The organism is Streptomyces sp. NPDC001070 (assembly GCF_053598835.1).
This window is the reverse complement of sequence record NZ_JBSFLB010000003.1, coordinates 204253-222832: the sequence shown is the minus strand read 5'-3', so window position 1 is coordinate 222832 and position 18580 is coordinate 204253. Positions and strand designations below refer to the sequence as shown.

Here is an 18580-nt window from a genome sequence, read left to right as displayed (position 1 = left end):
CCATGGGAAAGGTGGGCGCACTTCCGGCACGGAGCCGCGGATGAACCACAACCCCCCACCCATGGGCGGCGCCCCGACGCCCGGTGGGGCACGCGGGACCACGACGCGGGTGAATCGCAAGCCGCCAGGCGGGACACCACCCGACCGGAAGACCCGACAGGGCGGGCCCGCCTCCGGCAGAGCCGCCTGCCGCCACCCGCCGCCGGGCACGGCGCACACCGGACCGGAAAGCCGAAGCGCGGGGCGCCCCCGCCCGGAGGACCGCAGACATGCGCGCGCTTACCCCCAGGGGTACGGGTCGGCCGCAACCCACCGACCAGGACGGCACCCCCGAGCGGAAGACCCGACAGGCGGGCCCGCTTCTACGCCGTCAGCCCACTCGCCGGCGGGCAAGCCCCAGCCCCCGCCCCGGGAGGGAGCGCGCGTACCGGGCAGGCGCGGTGGCGGAGCCGTCAGCTGTGGCCGAGTTCCTCGGCCGGGGTGGTGTCCTCGACGGAGCCGTGGCGGTCGGGGTGGAGGGGGAGCGGCTCGACCGCGGTCTCGTCGAGGACGGGCGGCGCGGGCCGCGGCGGCTTCGGCATGACCGCGGCCTCGGAGTGCGCGCCGCACCCGTAGGCCAGGGAGACGACCCGCCCGTCGGCCGGGGAGAACTCGTTGGCGCAGACCCCGAACGCCTGCCGCAGGGAGCCCGCGATCGGCACCAGGAAGCCGCAGGAGACGCACTGCGCGGGCGCGGACTGGGCCATGGGGGCCTTGGGGCCGTACTCGTCCTCCCAGCGGTCCGCGGCGACGTGCAGGCCGTACCGGGACAGCACCCGGGGCCGGCCCATGCCGATCTCCTCCGCGACGGCCGCGATCGTGCCCATCGTGGGCGCCATCGGCAGGGCGGCCGGGGGGCCGCCGGAGACGTCCGCGTCCTCGGCCTCGACCAGCTCGGCCATCTCCTCCGAGACCGGCGAGTTCGGCGGCGGCGCGTCCTCCCCGGAGAAGCCGGGCTCCAGGCGCAGGTCGTCGGCGTCCGTGGGCAGCAGGTCGCCGGGGCCGAGGTCGCCCGGACGGAGCCGCTCGCTCCACGGCACCCATTCGGGCGCGAGGACCGCCTCGGGCCCGGGCACGAGGACCGTCTCGTCCAGCGTGATCGCCTTGGCGCGGGAGGCGCGGGTCAGCGTGACCGCCCAGCGCCAGCCGCGGTAGGCGGCCTCACGGCAGTCGAACAGGTGCGTGACGACACGGTCACCCTCGGCCACCGCCCCGAGGTGCTCGCCGACCGCTTTCTCGCCGAAGGCGTCCACGGCGGCCTCGAAGGCGACGTCGACCGCCTCGGCGCACAGGCGGTCAGGGGTACGGCTTCGCATCGCAGCACTCACAAGAATCGATTCTCTCCTACGCCGTCTTACGCGTGCGCCGCCGAGGGTCGGGCGGGGCGGTGGCGGAGCGGACCGGAGGACCGCTTCAAACGCTGCCTGCCCGTACGTCCACGGGCGCACCTGTTGACTCCATTCTGCGCGATCGCACGCTATCGGTGCGCGCCCCGTTCGGAAAGCCGCTCGGTAGGGCAGACTGGCGGGCGTGGCACGCACAGTGACGTCCGGCCCGGGACCGGTTCGCAGGGCGGGGAACGCCGTCGCGCGTGCCACGCAGCGTACGTCGACCGCCGTGGTGCGCCGCGTCCGGCGTCACACGCACTCCGGCGGGGCGGGTGAGTCGGGTCTGGCGAAGCTGATCGAGCTGCACGCGGTGAACTCGGCGGGCGACATGCTGATCACGGTCGCGCTCGCCAGCACGATCTTCTTCTCGGTGCCGACCGGCGAGGCGCGCGGCCGGGTGGCGCTCTACCTGCTGGTCACGATGGCGCCGTTCGCGCTGCTGGCCCCGGTGATCGGGCCGCTGCTGGACCGCATCCCGCACGGCCGGCGCGCCGCTATGGCGATGTCGATGCTGGCCCGGGCGATCCTGGCGTGGACGATGGCCGGCGTGGTGGCGACCGCCGGGCTCGAGCTGTATCCCGCCGCCCTGGGCGTGCTCGTCGCGTCGAAGGCGTACGGCGTGGTGCGCAGCGCGGTGATGCCGCGGCTGCTACCGGCGCGGACGACGCTGGTGAAGGCGAACTCCCGGGTGAGCCTGACCGGCCTGCTGGCCACGGCCGTGGCCGCGCCGATCGGCGGGCTGCTGCACCTGATCGGCCCGGGCGTGCCGCTGTACGGGGCGTTCGTGGTGTTCGTCTGCGGCACGCTGCTGTCCTTCTCCCTCCCGCACAAGGTGGACTCCGCCAAGGGCGAGGCACGCGCCGAGCTGACCTCCGGTGAGGACGGCGAGAGCCACCGCCACCTGGGCAGGCAGTGGCGGGAGAAGCGGCCGGGGCTGCGGAGCGTCGGCGGCCCGGTGCTGCACGCCTTGCAGGCCAACGCCTCGCTGCGGGCCCTGTCCGGCTTCCTGACCCTCTTCCTGGCCTTCCTGCTGCGCGAGCATCCGCTGGGCGGCCTGTCGGGACCGGTGTCGCTGGGGCTGGTCGCCGTGGCCGCCGGCACCGGCAACGCCTTCGGCACCGCCCTGGGTTCCTGGCTGCGCGCCCGCGGCCCGGAGCGGATCATCATCAGCGCGCTGGCCGCCGCCCTGGCGGCGACGTGCGTGGCGGCGGCCTGGTACGGCGTGCTGACCATCGCTCTCGTCGCCGCCGCGGCCGGCATCGCGCAGGCGCTCGGCAAGCTCTCGCTGGACGCGCTGATCCAGCGCGACGTGCCGGAGGAGGTGCGCACCTCGGCCTTCGCCCGCTCGGAGACCGCGCTCCAGCTGGCGTGGGTGATCGGCGGCGCCATCGGCATCGTCCTGCCGCTCAACGGCACCCTCGGGATGGCGGTGGGGGCGGCCCTGGTGGCCCTCGGCGTCACCTTCTCGGTGCGCGGCCTGATGACCGGCGCCCGGGGCCGCGCGACCCGTCCGCGCACGGTGTGAGCGCAGCGTGCCCGGGGGACACGAGCGGGCCCCCCGCGTAGCGGGACCGCGACCGCCCGGTAGCCTCACCTTCATGAGCATTCGCCGCCGTGCCGCCGCCCTCGGTGCCGTGTCCCTCGGGCTGATCGCCCTCTCCGCCTGCGAGAAGCCGACCCCCCTGGCGACCGTCACCGTCGGCGACAAGACCGTGACCACCGAGGCCACCAGCAAGTGCTACGTCAAGGGCAAGAAGCTGACGGAGCAGGTCTTCCTCGCGTGCCTGCAGACCAAGCCCAAGAAGACCGTCACGGTCCGGGCCGGTGACAAGGTGCGGATCGGCGTCGACCCCGAGATCGCCGAGAAGGGCTGGGTCGTGGCCACCGGCACCTCCGGCAAGTCGGGCCTGCTGAAGGACACCACCTACCGCTCCTTCGACGCCGAGACCCTGCTCTCCGACTCGCAGACGGGCACCGCGGCCAGCGAGGTGACCCTCAACATCATCGAGACCAGCGGCGCGCAGGACTACCTCGGCGTGTGGCAGTTCAAGCTGAAGTCGGCGGGCTGACCCGCCCGCTGACGCCATGACGCCCCGCCTCCTCGTCGTCACCGCCGTCACGGCGGAGCGCGACGCGGTCGTCCGCGGTCTCGGCGGCCCGGCCGCCGAGCTGCCCGTGCCCGGTGGCCGGGCCGTACTCCGCACCGCCGTCGCCGACGTGCTGGCGGCCGGCGTCGGTCCCGCCGCCGCGGCAGCGGGGACGGCGGCCGCGCTCACCGGCCCGGAGTACCGGCTCGTCGTCTCCGCCGGGATCGGCGGCGGCTTCCAGCCCGCCGCGCCGGTCGGCTCGGTCGTGGTCGCCGACGCGATCGTCGCCGCCGACCTGGGCGCCGAGGGCCCGGACGGTTTCCTCCCGGTGGCGGAACTGGGCTTCGGCACTTCGGAGCACCGCCCGCCCGGCCCGCTGTCCCGGCGGGTCGCCGAGACGCTCGGCGCGGCGTACGGACCGGTCCTGACCGTGTCGACGGTGACCGGGACGGCCGGCCGCGCCACGGAGCTGGTGCGCCGTCACCCGCGTGCGCTGGCGGAGGCCATGGAGGGCTTCGGCGTCGCGGAGGCGGCCGCGGCGCACGGGCTGCCCGTCCTGGAGATCCGTACGGTGTCCAATCCCGTGGGACCGCGCGACCGTGCGGCCTGGCGGATCGGTGAGGCGCTCGACGCGCTCGACGAGGCCTTCGCCCGGCTCGGGAAGCAGCCCGCCGTACTCGACGTTGGAGATCGGACATGAGCGAAGACAGCGAAGACCGGGCACTGCGGATCGCCTACTCCCCCTGCCCCAATGACACCTTCGTGTTCCACGCCTGGGCGCACGGTCTGGTCCCCGACGCGCCGCCGATCGACGTGACCTTCGCGGACATCGACATCACCAACGGCATGGCCGAGCGCGGGGAGTTCGACATCCTCAAGGTCTCGTACGCGGTGCTGCCCTACGTGCTGGACGAGTACGCGCTGCTGCCCTGCGGCGGCGCGCTGGGCCGCGGCTGCGGCCCGCTCGTCCTGACCAGGGACGCCGGTTCGGGCAAGGGCTCCGACCTCAGCGGGCGCACGGTGGCGGTGCCGAGCGAGCGCTCGACGGCGTACCTGCTCTTCCGGCTGTGGGCGGCCGCGGAAGTGCCGGGCGGGGTCGGCGAGATCGTCGTCCTGCCCTTCCACGAGATCATGCCCGCGGTGCGGGACGGCCGAGTGGACGCGGGTCTCGTCATCCACGAGGCACGCTTCACCTACCAGGACTACGGGCTGCACAAGCTCGCGGACATGGGCGAGCACTGGGAGCAGACCACCACGCTCCCCATCCCGCTGGGCGCGATCATCGCCAAGCGCTCCCTCGGCGAGGCGCGGCTGCGTGAGCTGGCGGCCGCCGCCCGCACCTCCGTCCACATGGCCTGGGACGAGCCCGAGGCCTCCCGCGGCTACGTCATGGAGCACGCGCAGGAGATGGACCCGAAGGTGGCGGACCAGCACATCGGTCTCTACGTGAACGAGTTCACCTCCGCGCTCGGCGAGGAGGGCTACGCGGCGGTCCGCGGGCTGCTCACCCGGGCCGCGGCCGAGGGACTGGTACCGCCCCTCGGTCCGCACGCGCTCGAGTTCTGAGCCCGCGTCCGGGCGGGGTCAGACGTCCAGCTGGTCCGCGACGACGCGCAGGACGGAGGCGATCTTGTGGCCGTGGGCCTTGTCCGGGTAACGGCCGCGCTGCAGCGAGCGGGCGACGTCCTCCAGCAGCGTGGTCAGGTCCTGGACGATGGGCAGCAGCTCGTCGGGCTTGCGGCGCTGCGCGGCCGCCACGGACGGCGCCGGGTCCAGCAGGGTCACCGAGAGGGCCTGGTCGCCGCGCTGTCCGGCGACCACCCCGAACTCCACGCGCTGCCCCGGCTTGAGCGTGGCCACACCGTCCGGCAGGACGGAGGAGTGGACGAAGACGTCACCGCCGTCGTCGCGGGAGAGGAAGCCGAAGCCCTTCTCGCTGTTGAACCACTTGACCTTGCCGGTAGGCACGTCCGACCTCGTCCTCGCTGTAGACAGAAAAAAGCTCTTGGATAGCAAGACAGCGGGTCCGTTCACAGACCCGCTGCCCATAAGGCTAATGGCCCAGGGGCATGTGACAAGACGCCGTGGCGTCTCTCCTCCGGTCGTCATCCGGCCGGTGCGCTGCGACTTCCCCCGGCGATCTACCCTGGTCGGGTGACCAACGAAACCCGGAAACCGGGCGATCTCCTCGTGCGCGCCGGCGCCGCCGTCTTCATCGTCGGCGCGCTCGCCACCCTGGCCACCGTTGCCCCGCTCTTCCTCGGTTCCGACCCGCTGCCGACCGCCGCCTACCTGGTGTCGATGCTCATGGGCGTCGGCTTCGCGCTGGGCCTGGCCGGGCTGCTGCGCTCGGCCCGGGCGCAGAGCCGTCAGGCGACGGCGTCCGGGTCCGGGGAGTAGGAGGCGAACCAGGCGGGGAACTCCGTCAGGTCCGCCAGCACGACGTCCGCACCCGCGGCGCGCAGCTCGTCCGCGCCGACCGGGCCCGTCGCCACCGCGACGGACAGCGCGCCGGCCGTACGGGCCCCGACGACGTCGCCCACGTGATCGCCGACGTAGACCGCCGCCCCGTACTCCGTCAGCGCCTCCGCCTTCGCCTCGGCCCACAGCCAGCCGCGCACGTCGTCGACGTCGAGGCCGAGGTGCGTGAGGTGCAGCTTGGCGTTCGGCTCGTGCTTGGCGGTGACCACGACGGCACGGCCGCCCGCCGCGTGCACGGCGGCCACGGCCTCGCGCGCCCCGGCCATGGCCGGGGTCGGGCCGATGGCGTACTGGGGGTAGAGCGCCCGGTAGCGGTCGGCGACCGCGGGGACGTCCTCGGCCTCGAACCAGTGCGCCAGCTCCCAGTCGAGCGGCGGCCCGAGCCGCGTGACGGCGAGCGCGGAGTCGATGAAGACGCCGGTCTCCTCGGCGAGGCGCTCGTACGTGGCCTTGATGCCGGGCCGCGAGTCGATGAGGGTCATGTCGAGGTCGAAACCGACCGTTATCAGTGGTGTCGGCAGGGAAGCGGGCATGGCAGCCACTCTAACCAGGCGGCCGGCCCGCCCGACTCCCCCGCCAGAGCAGGAAGGCGGCGGAGGCCACGGCGGCGATCCGTACGACCGTGGGCAGCGCGCCGGCGATCGCGGAGTCCAGACCGCCCTCGGGGATCGGCTCGCCCCACCGCCCGGCGAATCGGCCCCAGAGCCAGATCAGCGCGATCGCGGCGGTCACCCCCGGCAGCCCCAGCGCCGCGAACCGGGCCGCGCGGCGGGACAGGCGCCGCGAGCCGTAGGCGACCGCCCACCCGGCGAGGAGCGGGATCCAGGAGCCGAGGACGGCGCCGGCGAGCAGCAGGAGCACGGCGACGGCCTCCAGCAGACCCGGCCACCAGCGCCTGCGGCGCCTGACCGGTGCCGCGCCGGCTTCCGCTCCCGGCTCCGTTTCCGATTCCGGCCCCGGTTCGTCCTCCGGCCCGGGTTCCGGCTCCGGTTCGGGCGTGAGGGGGATGGTCACGCCGCCGGTCATGCCGGGCAGCCCGGCCAGTTCGTCGCCCGGCAGGACCTTCCGCGACGGGGGGTGCGTCCGCTGGCCGGGCAGCCGCCACCACTCCGGCTCCGCCGGTGCGGATGCGGGTGCGGGTGCGGGTGCCGGGTCGGGTGCGGTTCCCGCCTGCGGCTCCGGGCGGCGGGGCGCGGGCACCGCCGCGGCCTCCTTCACCACCTCGTCCGGGGCCCCCAGCCTCCCGAGGATCCGCCGCACCGCGGCCGGGCTGTCGCTCCCGCGCCGCTCCCGGTCGATGTCCTCGCGCAGCCGCGCCACGAGCTCCCGCCGCCGGTCCGCCGGCAAGGCGGTCTGTGCCAGGTCCCCCACCTTGCTGAGGTAATCCAGGATCAACCGGTCGCTCTCCGCACCCATGCGCCGACGCTATCGCCCTCCGGGCCGGCCCCGGGCATGGTTGCGGGTCGGCCACTCGCCGGAGGCCGGGGCGAGTGCACCCACGTCCGCACGGTGCCCCGGCTCGCCCCGCCCGGCCGGCCGGCTCGCTCCGTGCGTGGGGCCGCAGGCTCGGGGAAAACCGGGGCGACGCCCGCGGTGGGTTGGGGGTGGGCAGGGCTAGTGTGGGGGAGATGAGCACTGACGGCCCCGCGGCGGCGCCGCGCACGCTCGCGGAGGATCTGCGCGCCCGCGGCGACGACGCGCTGTCCGCGCTGCTCCGGGCGCGCCCGGACCTGCTGAACCCGGTCCCGAACGACCTCTCCCAGCTGGCCACCCGCGCCGGCACCCGTGCCTCCGTGGTCCGCGCCCTCGAACGCCTGGACCGCTTCACGCTGCAGACCGCCGAGGCGCTCGCGGTCGCGCCGGACGGCGCCCCGTACGCGACGCTGAGCGGGCTGATGGGCCCGGAACCGGCGGAGGCGCTGCCCGGCGCCGTAGCGGCGCTGCGGGCGCAGGCCCTGCTGTGGGGCGGGGACGACCGGCTGCACCTGGTACGCACCGCACGCGACATCCTGGCCCCGGCCGCGGGGAGCCCGTCCCCGACCGGCCTCGGGCCGACGGTGGCCGAGGCGACCTCCGGAATGTCACCGACCCGGCTGCAGCAGATCCTCGCGCGGACCGGGCTGCCGCCGACGCACGACCCGGTCAGCGCGGTGGGGGCGCTGACGGCGCTGTTCGCGGACCGCCCCCGGATGACCGCGCTGCTCGACGGGGCGCCGTCCGAGGCCGGCGCGGTGCTGCGCAGGCTGGCGTGGGGCCCGCCGTACGGGGAGGTGGCGGATGTGAACGTGCCGCCGCCGCCCGTGGCGTGGCTGCTGGAGCGCGGGCTGCTGCTGCCCGCCGGGGCCAGGAACGTCGTGCTCCCCCGCGAGGTGGCCCTCCATCTGCGCGACGGCAGGGCGCACCGCGCCCTGGAACCGGTCGCGCCGCCCGTGGAACCGCGCGAGCACGATCCACAGGCTGTGGACAGAACCGCCGCGGGCCAGGCCTTCACGGCGGTCCGCACGGTCGAGGAGCTGCTGAAGCAGTGGGAGACCGGCGGCCCGCCTGTGCTGCGCGCGGGCGGGGTGAGCGTGCGCGACCTGAAGCGGGTGGCCACGGCGCTGGACGTGCCGGAGCCGGTGGCCTCGTTCTGGCTGGAACTGGCGTACGCCGCGGGCCTGGTCGCCTCGGACGGAGAGGTGGACGAGGCGTACGCGCCGACCCCCGCCGCCGACGAGTGGCTGGCGCTGCGCGCCGAGAAGCGGTGGGCCGCCCTGGTCACGGCGTGGCTGGCCGCCACCCGCGTGCCGGGCGTCGTCGGCACGCGTGACGCGAAGGGCCGCGCGCTGGCCGCGCTCGGCCCGGACCTGGACCGCTCGCTCGCCCCGGAGGTGCGCCGCCGGACGCTGGAGCTCCTGGCCGCGCTCCCCGAGGGCGCCTCGGCCGCTCCGGACGCGCTGCTCGCCCGGCTGCGCTGGGAGCGCCCGCTGCGCGGCGGCGCCTCGATGGATCCGCTCCGCGCCGATCTGGTGCGCTGGACGGTGACGGAGGCGGAGCTGCTGGGCGTCACCGGCCGGGGCGCGCTCTCCGCGCACGGCCGGGCACTGCTGGACCATTCCGCGGACGCGGCCGCCGCGCTGCTCGGGCCGCTGCTGCCGGAACCGCTGGACCATGTGCTGCTCCAGGCGGACCTGACCGCCGTCGCCCCGGGCCCACTGCAGCCGCATCTCGCCGAGACCCTGCACGTCCTGGCGGACGTGGAGTCCAAGGGCGGCGCGACCGTCTTCCGCTTCACCCAGGAGTCAGTGCGCCGGGCGCTGGACGCCGGGCGGACCGCCGCAGACCTGCACGCCTTCCTCGCCGCGCACTCGCGCACGCCCGTGCCGCAGCCGCTCAGCTACCTCGTGGACGACGTCGCCCGCCGGCACGGCCGGCTGCGGGTGGGCGCGGCGTCGGCGTACGTGCGCTGCGACGACGACACGCTGCTCAGCGAGCTGCTCGCCGACCGCCGGGCGACCGGCCTCGGGCTGCGCCGCCTCGCGCCGACGGTGCTGGCCGCGCAGACCGATCCGGCCACGCTGCTGGAACGGCTGCGCGCGATGGGCCACGCGCCCGCGGCCGAGTCCGCCGAGGGGGACGTGCTGATCACCCGCGCGGACGCCCGGCGCACCCCGCCGCGCAGCGCGCCCGTGCCCGTGGTGGACGGGCCTCCGACGCCGGACGAGACGCTGCTCGGCGCCGCCGTGAAGGCGATCCGGGCCGGCGACCGTGCCTCGACGGCGGTCCGCAAGGTCCCTGCGGACGGGCCGGCCGGCAACGGGGGCGCCAACGGCCGCCTGCCGCGCACGGCCGCCGCCGAGACGCTGGCGACGATGCAGGCGGCGGTGCTGACCGGCGAGTCGGTGTGGATCGGCTACGTCAACGCGGACGGCGCCGCGAGCCAGCGGGTGATCGGCCCGATGCGGGTGGAGGGCGGTTTCGTCACCGCCTACGACCACACCGCCGACGAGGTCCGCACCTTCGCGCTGCACCGGATAACCGGTGTCGCCGAGCTCGCGGACGACATGGCGTGAGACGGGGGTGGGGCGGCCGCGGTATCGATCCGGAGGAGCGGGGCGTTTCCCCTCGGCGATGAGGGACCATGGATAGTTCAGCCCGGCTCCCTTCCCGGCCCCGGCCCGCCCATTCGCGGAGGTTTGCGTGTCCTGCCTGATCGTCCAGAGCGACAAGACCCTGCTCCTGGAGGTCGACCACGAGCTGGCCGACGAGTGCCGGCGTGCCATCGCCCCCTTCGCCGAGCTGGAACGGGCGCCCGAGCACATCCACACCTACCGGATCACCCCGCTGGGCCTGTGGAACGCCCGCGCCGCCGGGCACGACGCGGAGCAGGTCGTGGACGCGCTCGTGCAGTTCTCCCGCTATCCGGTGCCGCACGCGCTCCTGGTCGACGTCGCCGAGACGATGGCCCGGTACGGCCGGCTGACGCTGAGCAAGCACCCGGCGCACGGCCTGGTGCTGACCACCACGGACCGTCCGGTGCTGGAGGAGATCCTGCGCTCCAAGAAGGTCACGCCGCTGGTGGGCGCCCGGCTCGACCCCGACACGGTGGTCGTGCACCCCTCCGAGCGCGGCCAGATCAAGCAGGTGCTGCTGAAGCTGGGCTGGCCGGCCGAGGACCTGGCCGGTTACGTCGACGGCGAGGCGCACCCGATCGAGCTGGCGCAGAACGGCTGGAAGCTGCGCCCGTACCAGGAGCAGGCCGTGGAGGGCTTCTGGCACGGCGGCTCGGGCGTGGTCGTGCTGCCCTGCGGCGCCGGCAAGACGCTGGTGGGCGCGGGCGCGATGGCCCAGGCGAAGGCGACGACGCTGATCCTGGTGACGAACACGGTCTCGGCCCGGCAGTGGAAGCACGAGCTGGTGAAGCGGACCTCGCTGACCGAGGACGAGATCGGCGAGTACAGCGGCACCCGCAAGGAGATCCGCCCGGTCACCATCGCCACGTACCAGGTGCTGACGACCAAGCGGAAGGGCGTCTACCCGCACCTGGAGCTCTTCGACTCCCGCGACTGGGGCCTGATCGTCTACGACGAGGTGCACCTGCTGCCCGCGCCGGTCTTCAAGTTCACCGCCGACCTGCAGGCGCGCCGCCGCCTCGGGCTGACGGCGACGCTGGTGCGCGAGGACGGCCGCGAGTCGGACGTCTTCTCGCTGATCGGGCCCAAGCGCTTCGACGCGCCGTGGAAGGAGATCGAGGCGCAGGGCTACATCGCTCCCGCCGACTGCGTGGAGGTGCGGGTCAACCTCACCGACTCCGAGCGGCTGGCGTACGCGACCGCCGAGCCGGAGGAGAAGTACCGCTACTGCGCGACGACCGAGACCAAGCGCAAGGTCACCGAGGCGCTGGTCGCCAAGCACCGGGGGCAGCAGACGCTGGTGATCGGCCAGTACATCGACCAGCTCGACGAGCTGGGCGAGCACCTGGACGCGCCGGTGATCAAGGGCGAGACGTCCAACGCGCAGCGCGAGAAGCTCTTCGACGCCTTCCGCCGGGGCGAGATCTCGGTGCTCGTGGTCTCCAAGGTCGCCAACTTCTCCATCGACCTCCCGGAGGCGACCGTCGCCATCCAGGTCTCGGGCACCTTCGGCTCCCGGCAGGAGGAGGCGCAGCGGCTCGGCCGGGTGCTGCGGCCCAAGGCGGACGGCCACGAGGCCCGCTTCTACTCCGTGGTCGCGCGCGACACCATCGACCAGGACTTCGCCGCGCACCGGCAGCGCTTCCTGGCCGAGCAGGGGTACGCGTACCGCATCGTCGACGCGGACGAGCTGCTCTAGCCGCTCCGGACGCCGGTGACCGGACCGGCGCGGACGCCCTGGCGCACGCAGCCGTACGGCCGTGCGCCCGTACGGCCGGGTCAGTCGCGGGCGGCGCCGTCCTGCCCCATGACCACGACGCGGAAGGCCGTGACGACGAAGACCCGGACCGCGCGGAGCGCGTCGCCGAGGTGGTGGACCGGGTGCCGGTGCCCGGCGTCCTCGGTGAGGGCGGTGCTGCCGCGTACGCGGGAGACCACTGCTCGTGCCATGCCCCCAATGTACGCATTCGTGATGCTTTGGGGAGAGGTCTCCGGCAGGTGACGGAAAACGCGTTAGCGCCGCCCGCCGGCACGGCGTAAGATCCTGCGTCTTGCCGCCCGCCCCCGAGGGGGACGGTGCCACCGGCCGGACGGAAACCGGCCGGCCCGAGTCGTGATCCGTATCAGGACAGCGCCCCACCCCCGCGCCCCCCGTGCGCGCCGGTCCGGGGCCCGCTGAGCCATGCCCTACGTGCCGCCGGAGGCAACCCGTGCCCGGGGAACAATCCCTCACAGCCGACAATCCGCTCGACCGCGAGCGCACCCATCTCGCCGCCTCCCGTTCCGCCCTGCGGGCGATGCGGGCCGAGGTCGAGGCCCTCGACATCCGCGACGTCACCGCCAACTGGGTGAACGCGGAAGTGCTGCAGGCCGATGTCAACGCCCGCATCAAAGCACTCGCCGACCTCGCGCACACCCCGCTCTTCTTCGGCCGCCTCGACTATCAGACCGGCGAGGCCTTCGGCGGGGAGGAGACGGGCCACCGCTTCTACATCGGCCGCCGCCACGTCCACGACGCCGACGGCGACCCCATGGTCGTCGACTGGCGCGCGCCGGTCTCGCAGCCCTTCTACCGCGCCTCCCGCACCGACCCGCAGGACGTCGCGCTGCGCCGCCGCTTCGGCTACACCGGCGGGGAGCTGACCGCGTACGAGGACGAGCACCTGGGCGACCCGGACGAGGCGCAGACCTCCAGCAAGCTGCTCCAGCAGGAGATCGAGCGGCCCCGCGTCGGCCCGATGCGCGACATCGTGGCCACCATCCAGCCCGAGCAGGACGAGATCGTCCGCGCCGGGGTCGGCGGCACGGTCTGCGTGCAGGGGGCGCCCGGCACCGGGAAGACCGCCGTCGGCCTCCACCGGGTGGCCTACCTGCTCTACGCGCACCGCGAACGGCTGGCCCGCACCGGCACCCTCGTCATCGGCCCCAACCGGTCCTTCCTGCACTACATCGAGCAGGTGCTGCCCGCCCTGGGCGAGCTGAGCGTCAAGCAGGCCACGGTCGACGACCTGGTCGCCCACGTCCCGGTCAAGGGCACCGACACGGCCGCCGCCGCCCGCGTCAAGGGCGACGCGCGCATGGCCCGGGTACTGCGGCGGGCGGTCCGCTCCGGCATCCGCATGCCCACCGAGCCGGTGGTCGTGGTGCGCGGCTCGCGCCGCTGGCGCGTCCCGGCGTACGAGCTGGAGGAGCTGGTCCGCGAGCTGATGGAGCGCGACATCCGCTACGGCGCCGCCCGCGAGGCCCTGCCGCAGCGCATCGCGCACGCCGTGCTGGTCCGGATGGAGGCGGCCGGCGAGGCCCCGGACGACCGGGTGCAGGACGCCGTCGCCCGCAACACGGCGGTCAAGGCGGCCGTCAAGGAGCTCTGGCCGCCGGTGGACCCGGCGAAGACGGTGCTGCGGCTGCTGTCCGAGCCGGAGTTCCTGGCGCAGTGCGCGCAGGGCGTGCTCACCGAGGAGGAGCAGAAGGAGATCCTCTGGGACAGGCCCGCCCGCGGGGTCGCCTCCGCGAAGTGGTCGGCGGCCGACGCCGTGCTGGTCGACGAGGCCCACGACCTCGTGCACCGCACCACGTCGCTCGGCCATGTCGTCCTGGACGAGGCCCAGGACCTCTCCCCCATGCAGTACCGGGCGGTCGGCCGACGCTGCTCCACCGGCTCCGCGACCGTGCTCGGCGACATCGCGCAGGGCACCACTCCCTGGGCGACCGCGACCTGGGAGGAGGCGCTGGCGCACCTCGGCAAGCCGGGTTCGCGGATCGAGGAGCTCACCCAGGGCTTCCGCGTGCCGCTGGAGGTCATCGCCTACGCGTCCCGGCTGCTGCCCGCCATCGCCCCGGGCCTGACGGAGGCGACCTCCGTCCGCGAGAACCCCGGCGCCTTCTCGGTGAGGGAGGTCCCCGCGGGCGAGCTGACCGGGGCCGTGCTCGCCGCCTGCCGCCAGGCCATGGACCGCGAGGGGTCCATCGGCCTGATCGCCGCCGACGCCCGCGTCCCCGCGCTGGCCGAGGCGCTGACGGCGGCGGGCCTGCCGTACCGAACCCTCGGGGTGGGGGTCCCCCCGGCGGAGCCGGGGGGACAGACCACTCCCGACATCCGCCTCACCCTCGTCCCGGCCTCCCTGGCCAAGGGTCTGGAGTACGACTACGTCGTCCTGGACGAGCCCGCCGCCGTCGTCGACGGGGAGCCGGACGAACGCACCGGTCTGCGCCGTCTCTACGTGTCCCTGACCCGTGCGGTCTCCGGCCTCGCGGTCCTGCACGCGGCGCCTCTGCCGGAGGCGCTGCGCGCGGGATGACGCACCGGCCTCACCCGTGGCTCCCCGTGCCGGTCGGCCCGGCCGCGAGCAGTGCCGCGCGCAGATGGCCGTCCGCCTCCGTGAGGAGCCGGGCGGCCGTCGGGGCGTCGACGCCGCCGAGGAGGACGAGGACGGCGGGCTTGACCTCGCCGTCGGTGGCGGTGAGGGCGGCCTCGATCTCCTCGTCGGGCGCGCCGGTGGCGAGGGCCACGATCCGCCGCGACCGGGCGCGCAGCTTCTCGTTGGAGGCGCGGACGTCGACCATGAGGTTCCCGTAGGTCTTGCCCAGCTTGATCATCGTGATCGTCGACATCATGTTGAGCACGAGCTTCTGGGCCGTGCCCGCCTTCAGCCGGGTGGAGCCGGTGAGGAACTCGGGGCCGGTGACGACCTCGATGCCGTGGTCGGCGGCGGCGGCCAGCGCGGAGCCCGCGTTGCAGGACAGCCCGACGGTCAGGGCACCCAGGGCGCGGGCGTGCCCGACGGCGCCGAGGGCGTACGGGGTGCGGCCGGAGGCGGAGACGCCGACGACGGTGTCGTCCGGGCCGATCCCCAGGGCGTCCAGGTCGGCGGCCGCCAGCTCCGCGCTGTCCTCGGCGCCCTCGACGGCGTCCAGCATCGCCTCGCGTCCGCCCGCGATGAGCCCGGTGACCTGGCCGGGCGCGGTGTTGAAGGTCGGCGGGCACTCACTGGCGTCGAGCACGCCGAGCCGCCCCGCGGTGCCGGCGCCCGCGTACACCAGGCGCCCGCCGCGGGCCATGCGGGCGGCGATGCCGTCGACGGCGGCGGCGATGGCCGGCAGCTGCGCGGCGACGGCGGCCGGGACGGTGGCGTCCTCGGCGTTCATCATCCGGGCGATGTCGAGCGTCGCGAGCCGGTCGACCTCGGCGAGCTCGGGGCGGAAGGCCTCGGTGGTGAGGTGGTCCAGCTCGCGGCGGAGTTCGGCGTGCGTCATTGCGGATGGTTCCTTCGCGGGCTGTGGCGGTGGGCGAGGGCTTCGTACGAGGCCGCCAGGGCCGGGGCCGCGGTGTCGTACGTGCGCTGGGCGACCCCGATGAACAGGCAGTCCACCACCAGCAGCTGACTGGTGCGGCTGGACATGGCGGCCGGGCGCAGCTCGCTCTCGCGGCCGCTGGAGGTGATCAGCACGTGGTCGGCGTACTGGGTGACGGTGCCGTCGGCGCGCCCGGTCAGGGCGATCGTGGTGGCGCCCCGGTCGAAGGCGGCGCGCAGCGGCTCGACCACGTCGTGGGTGTGGCCGGAGTGGGTGATGGCCACGGCGACGTCGCCCTGGCGCAGCTGGACGGCGTTGGTGAGCGTGAGGTGCGGGTCGCCCAGGGCGTGCGCGACCAGGCCGATCCGCAGCAGCTTCTGCACCAGGTCCTGGGCGACCAGGCTGGAGGCGCCTATCCCGTACACGTCGATGCGGCGGGCGGCGGCCAGCGCGCCGACGGCGGCCTCCAGTTGGGCCAGGTCCAGCTGGGCGGCGGTGTCGGCCAGGCACCGCTGCTCGTCCAGCGCCAGCTTGGTGACCACGTCGGAGAGCGGGTCGTCCACCGCGATGTCCGGGGTGACGGCGGGCGGCGCCCCCGCCTCCACGCGGGCGGCCACCGCGGCCAGCGCGAGCCTCAGGTCCCGGTAGCCGGGGTAGCCGAGCATCCGCGCGGTGCGCACCACGGTGGCCTCGCTCGTCCCGGTGCGGGCCGCGAGCGCGGTGACGGTCAGCCGGGAGCAGCCCGCGGGGTCCGTTGCCACGGCCTCGGCGACGCGCTGCATCGACCGGGTCATGGACGGGGCCAGGGTCCGGACCTTGGCGGCCAGCCCCCCGGCACTGAAGGTTTCCTTCATATTCTCGGCCACGGACGAAAGCTATTTTCAGGGCCGGGCGACGTCAAGAACACCCGACCGGCCGGTGGTCCACAATGGGGCCCATGGATCCTGACGCACCCGGTTCCTCCGCCGGCCTGGAAGCGGCCCTGCACAGCGCCCGCGCGCTGGTCCTCGCCGACCTGACCGCGACCGACGTCGCCGACGCGGAGGTCGTCTCGCTCGTCGAGGACGCCGTCGCCCAGCGCCGCTGGTGGGTCGAGCAGTGGCCCGACGGCGCCGCCTTCGTCGCGGGCCTGGTCGCGCAGGACGTCAAGGACGCCCTCCTCGAACGCATGGGCCGCTGGCCGCTCTGCCCGCGCTGCGCCGACCCCCACGCCCTCGACGTCGAACCCGAGCTCGGCCCCGACCCGCACTGGGTGTGCGAGTCCCTGGGCGAGGCCGTCGCCCCCGTCGGCGCCCTGGGCACCGCCCTCGGCGGAGCCCGCTGAGGTGGCCGTCTACATCGACCCGCCGACCTGGCCGGGCCATGGCCGTATGTGGTCCCACATGGTCAGCGACACCTCCTACGAGGAGCTCCACACCTTCGCCGCCGCCATCGGCGCCCCCCGCCGCGCCTTCGACAGCGACCACTACGACGTCCCCAGCGAGCGCTACGCCTCGGCCGTCGCCGCCGGCGCCATAGAGGTCGGCAGCAAGGAGCTGCTGCGCCGCCTCACCGCGGCGGGCCTGCGCCGCCCCAAGGGGCGCCCGAGCTAGCTCCGCGTCCGGCGACCTCGGGCGGATGAGGAGTGTCGCGGGGGCCGTGGTGCCGCCGCTGTGCGACCCTCGCGAGAACGCGCTGGAGGTGACGTGGTGGACTGGTTGACCTCCCTGCCGGCGGTGGTGCTGGTCGTGGGCTGGCTCGCTCTCGCCCTGCTGGTCGCGGCCGCGGCACGGGTCGGCGTCCGGGCGCTCGTGCCGGCGGCGGAACAGGAGCGGGTGCCGCAGATCGCCATGCCCCTGATGCCGACGCTCGGTGCCGCCTTCGCGATCTTCGCAGCCCTCTCCCTGGCCAGCGAGGCCGGCTATCTGCGCGCGGCAGAGGCTTTGGTGAGCGACGAGGCGGCGGCGGCCTCCCGCCTGGCGTGGGCGGCGACGACTCCGGGCGTCCAGGCGGAGCCGATCCACGCGGCGCTGCTGGACTATCTGCGAACCACGCGCGGCAGGGAGTGGGAGGGCGCGGCGGCGGCGTCCGGGGACGACCCGGCCACCGCTCAGGCGCTCGCACGGCTCGAGCGGGACGTGCGCTCCGAGTCGGCCCGGCCCGGGCTGGGAACCCCGGCCGGCACGGAGCTGCTGACGGCCCTGGACAGCGTCACCAGCAGCCGTCGCGCCCGCATCGCGGCCGCCTCGCGCGACGTTCCCGCCCTCTACATCGTCACGCTCGTGGCCAGCGGACTGGCCCTGATCGTGAACGCCGGCGCCCTGGTCTTCCGCAGCAGCCTGCGAACGTCACTGCTGGTCGTGGGCGTGGCGAGTGTGGTCGGACTGAGCCTGGCGCTGCTCTTCGCCCTCAGCGCGCCCTGGAACGGGCCGTTCGTCGTGAGCGGGCATCCGCTCGACGCCATCGTCAGGGACCTGCGGTCCGGCTTCTTTGTCGCCGGGCCGTAGCCGGCGGGCGGGTTCGCTCCGCCGGCCCGGCGGCTCAGAGCGGATCCCCCTCCAGCCGCCCGGCGGGGAGCCTGCGCCCGCACATCGCCAGGGCCAGGTCCTCACCCGTGCCGCGCAGCTCCGGGCCCGAACCGTACGACCAGTCCAGGTCGGTGGCCCGCAACCGGCGCCCGTCGATGGCGACGCCGAAGCGCGCGTGCCCGCCGCCCGCGGTGAGGTCGTCGAGGAGGATGCCGATGGTCTTCTCCGGGACGCGGCGCCGCGCGCCGAGCGGCACGGTGACGTCGAGCCCGTGGATGACCACGTGGTTGAGGGCGCCGTGGGCGCCGCCCCCCGGCGGCCGCCACCGCTGCATCACCTCGGAGCGCAGGCAGGCGACCAGCTCGGTGGTGGGCAGCGCGGCGTCCCGCCCGGCCACCTGGTCGGACAGGCGGGTGAAGTCGAAGCCGTACTCGGCGAGAAGGGCCATGAAGGCCTCTTCGGAGTAGCGCGCCGCCATCGTCATGTGCGCCACGACCTCGCGCACCCGCCAGCCCTCGCAGAGGGAGGGGGTGTCCCACTGCGCGTCGGAGGCCCCGTCCAGCAGGTCGGCCAGTGACCTGAACTCGGCCGCGACGGCGGCCTGTACCTCGGTGTCGTCGGTCATGTCGGTCGTGCCCCTTCCGCCACGGGTCTCTTCGGTCCTCCGGTGCAGA

The 18580-nt window shown here is 74.7% G+C and carries 19 protein-coding genes; 11 read left to right on the top strand and 8 right to left on the bottom strand.

All coding sequences use genetic code 11. From position 1 onward, the window contains the following. Positions 1-452: 452 nt before the first annotated feature. Positions 453-1355, bottom strand: coding sequence for a DUF3027 domain-containing protein (locus tag ACWDAS_RS05380; protein ID WP_450387487.1), 903 nt, complete (start codon positions 1353-1355; stop codon positions 453-455). A gap of 214 nt (positions 1356-1569) precedes the next feature. Between ACWDAS_RS05380 and ACWDAS_RS05375 the strand changes: the two genes are divergently transcribed. The 4 genes from ACWDAS_RS05375 (at position 1570) to ACWDAS_RS05360 (ending at position 5080) form a co-directional block, all read left to right on the top strand. Then, positions 1570-2952 (top strand): MFS transporter, encoded by a 1383-nt coding sequence (locus ACWDAS_RS05375; RefSeq protein WP_450387486.1) that lies wholly within the window; start codon positions 1570-1572, stop codon positions 2950-2952. A 73-nt stretch (positions 2953-3025) separates the two neighbouring features. Beyond that, positions 3026-3496 carry a hypothetical protein gene (locus tag ACWDAS_RS05370; RefSeq protein ID WP_450387485.1) on the top strand — a complete coding sequence of 157 codons (471 nt, stop codon included), beginning with the start codon at positions 3026-3028 and terminating at the stop codon, positions 3494-3496. A 16-nt stretch (positions 3497-3512) separates the two neighbouring features. After that, positions 3513-4214 carry a futalosine hydrolase gene (locus tag ACWDAS_RS05365; RefSeq protein WP_450387484.1) on the top strand — a complete coding sequence of 234 codons (702 nt, stop codon included), beginning with the start codon at positions 3513-3515 and terminating at the stop codon, positions 4212-4214. After that, entirely contained in the window at positions 4211-5080 is an 870-nt protein-coding gene (locus ACWDAS_RS05360; protein WP_450387483.1) for a 1,4-dihydroxy-6-naphthoate synthase, read from the top strand. Before ACWDAS_RS05365 ends, ACWDAS_RS05360 begins: the two co-directional genes overlap by 4 nt. 18 nt (positions 5081-5098) lie before the next feature. Here the strand turns inward: ACWDAS_RS05360 and ACWDAS_RS05355 are convergent, their stop codons facing one another. After that, positions 5099-5482 (bottom strand): cold-shock protein, encoded by a 384-nt coding sequence (locus ACWDAS_RS05355; protein WP_018560023.1) that lies wholly within the window; start codon positions 5480-5482, stop codon positions 5099-5101. A 186-nt stretch (positions 5483-5668) separates the two neighbouring features. On the opposite strand from ACWDAS_RS05355, the gene ACWDAS_RS05350 reads away from it, so the two are divergent. After that, positions 5669-5914, top strand: a complete 246-nt coding sequence (locus ACWDAS_RS05350) for a hypothetical protein (protein ID WP_450387481.1) — start codon at positions 5669-5671, stop codon at positions 5912-5914. Here ACWDAS_RS05350 and ACWDAS_RS05345 read toward each other — a convergent pair. Together ACWDAS_RS05345 and ACWDAS_RS05340 are read right to left on the bottom strand one after the other, a co-directional pair. Continuing rightward, complete coding sequence (locus ACWDAS_RS05345) at positions 5884-6528, bottom strand: HAD family hydrolase (protein WP_450387480.1); 645 nt, start codon at positions 6526-6528, stop codon at positions 5884-5886. The genes ACWDAS_RS05350 and ACWDAS_RS05345 overlap by 31 nt on opposite strands. A gap of 10 nt (positions 6529-6538) precedes the next feature. Beyond that, positions 6539-7411, bottom strand: a complete 873-nt coding sequence (locus ACWDAS_RS05340; RefSeq protein ID WP_450387479.1) for an HAAS signaling domain-containing protein — start codon at positions 7409-7411, stop codon at positions 6539-6541. A 212-nt stretch (positions 7412-7623) separates the two neighbouring features. On the opposite strand from ACWDAS_RS05340, the gene ACWDAS_RS05335 reads away from it, so the two are divergent. Then, complete coding sequence (locus tag ACWDAS_RS05335; protein WP_450387478.1) at positions 7624-10047, top strand: helicase-associated domain-containing protein; 2424 nt, start codon at positions 7624-7626, stop codon at positions 10045-10047. 127 nt (positions 10048-10174) lie between these two features. Continuing rightward, positions 10175-11806: a DNA repair helicase XPB gene (locus ACWDAS_RS05330; RefSeq protein WP_450387477.1), complete on the top strand. Its 1632-nt coding sequence runs from the start codon at positions 10175-10177 to the stop codon at positions 11804-11806. Positions 11807-11886: 80 nt separating this feature from the next. On the opposite strand, the gene ACWDAS_RS05325 is transcribed toward ACWDAS_RS05330, so the two are convergent. Next, positions 11887-12057, bottom strand: a complete 171-nt coding sequence (locus ACWDAS_RS05325; RefSeq protein ID WP_450387476.1) for a hypothetical protein — start codon at positions 12055-12057, stop codon at positions 11887-11889. Between the two features lie 260 nt (positions 12058-12317). Here ACWDAS_RS05325 and ACWDAS_RS05320 point away from each other — a divergent pair, with 260 nt between their 5' ends. Beyond that, positions 12318-14405, top strand: coding sequence for a HelD family protein (locus ACWDAS_RS05320; protein ID WP_450387475.1), 2088 nt, complete (start codon positions 12318-12320; stop codon positions 14403-14405). A gap of 10 nt (positions 14406-14415) precedes the next feature. Here ACWDAS_RS05320 and murQ read toward each other — a convergent pair whose 3' ends face one another. Together murQ and ACWDAS_RS05310 are read right to left on the bottom strand one after the other, a co-directional pair. Then, positions 14416-15360, bottom strand: a complete 945-nt coding sequence (gene murQ / locus ACWDAS_RS05315; RefSeq protein ID WP_450387474.1) for an N-acetylmuramic acid 6-phosphate etherase — start codon at positions 15358-15360, stop codon at positions 14416-14418. After that, positions 15357-16253 (bottom strand): MurR/RpiR family transcriptional regulator, encoded by an 897-nt coding sequence (locus ACWDAS_RS05310; protein ID WP_450387624.1) that lies wholly within the window; start codon positions 16251-16253, stop codon positions 15357-15359. The genes murQ and ACWDAS_RS05310 overlap by 4 nt, the downstream gene beginning before the upstream one ends. Before the next feature lie 83 nt (positions 16254-16336). Between ACWDAS_RS05310 and ACWDAS_RS05305 the strand changes: the two genes are divergently transcribed. From ACWDAS_RS05305 to ACWDAS_RS05295, 3 genes are all read left to right on the top strand, one after another. Further along, entirely contained in the window at positions 16337-16723 is a 387-nt protein-coding gene (locus ACWDAS_RS05305; RefSeq protein ID WP_450387473.1) for a hypothetical protein, read from the top strand. Between the two features lies 1 nt (position 16724). Next, complete coding sequence (locus ACWDAS_RS05300; RefSeq protein ID WP_450387472.1) at positions 16725-16991, top strand: DUF4031 domain-containing protein; 267 nt, start codon at positions 16725-16727, stop codon at positions 16989-16991. A 96-nt stretch (positions 16992-17087) separates the two neighbouring features. Beyond that, positions 17088-17885 carry a bestrophin-like domain gene (locus ACWDAS_RS05295; RefSeq protein WP_450387471.1) on the top strand — a complete coding sequence of 266 codons (798 nt, stop codon included), beginning with the start codon at positions 17088-17090 and terminating at the stop codon, positions 17883-17885. A 34-nt stretch (positions 17886-17919) separates the two neighbouring features. Here ACWDAS_RS05295 and ACWDAS_RS05290 read toward each other — a convergent pair whose 3' ends face one another. Then, positions 17920-18531, bottom strand: coding sequence for a maleylpyruvate isomerase family mycothiol-dependent enzyme (locus tag ACWDAS_RS05290; RefSeq protein ID WP_450387470.1), 612 nt, complete (start codon positions 18529-18531; stop codon positions 17920-17922). Between the last annotated feature and the right edge of the window lie 49 nt (positions 18532-18580).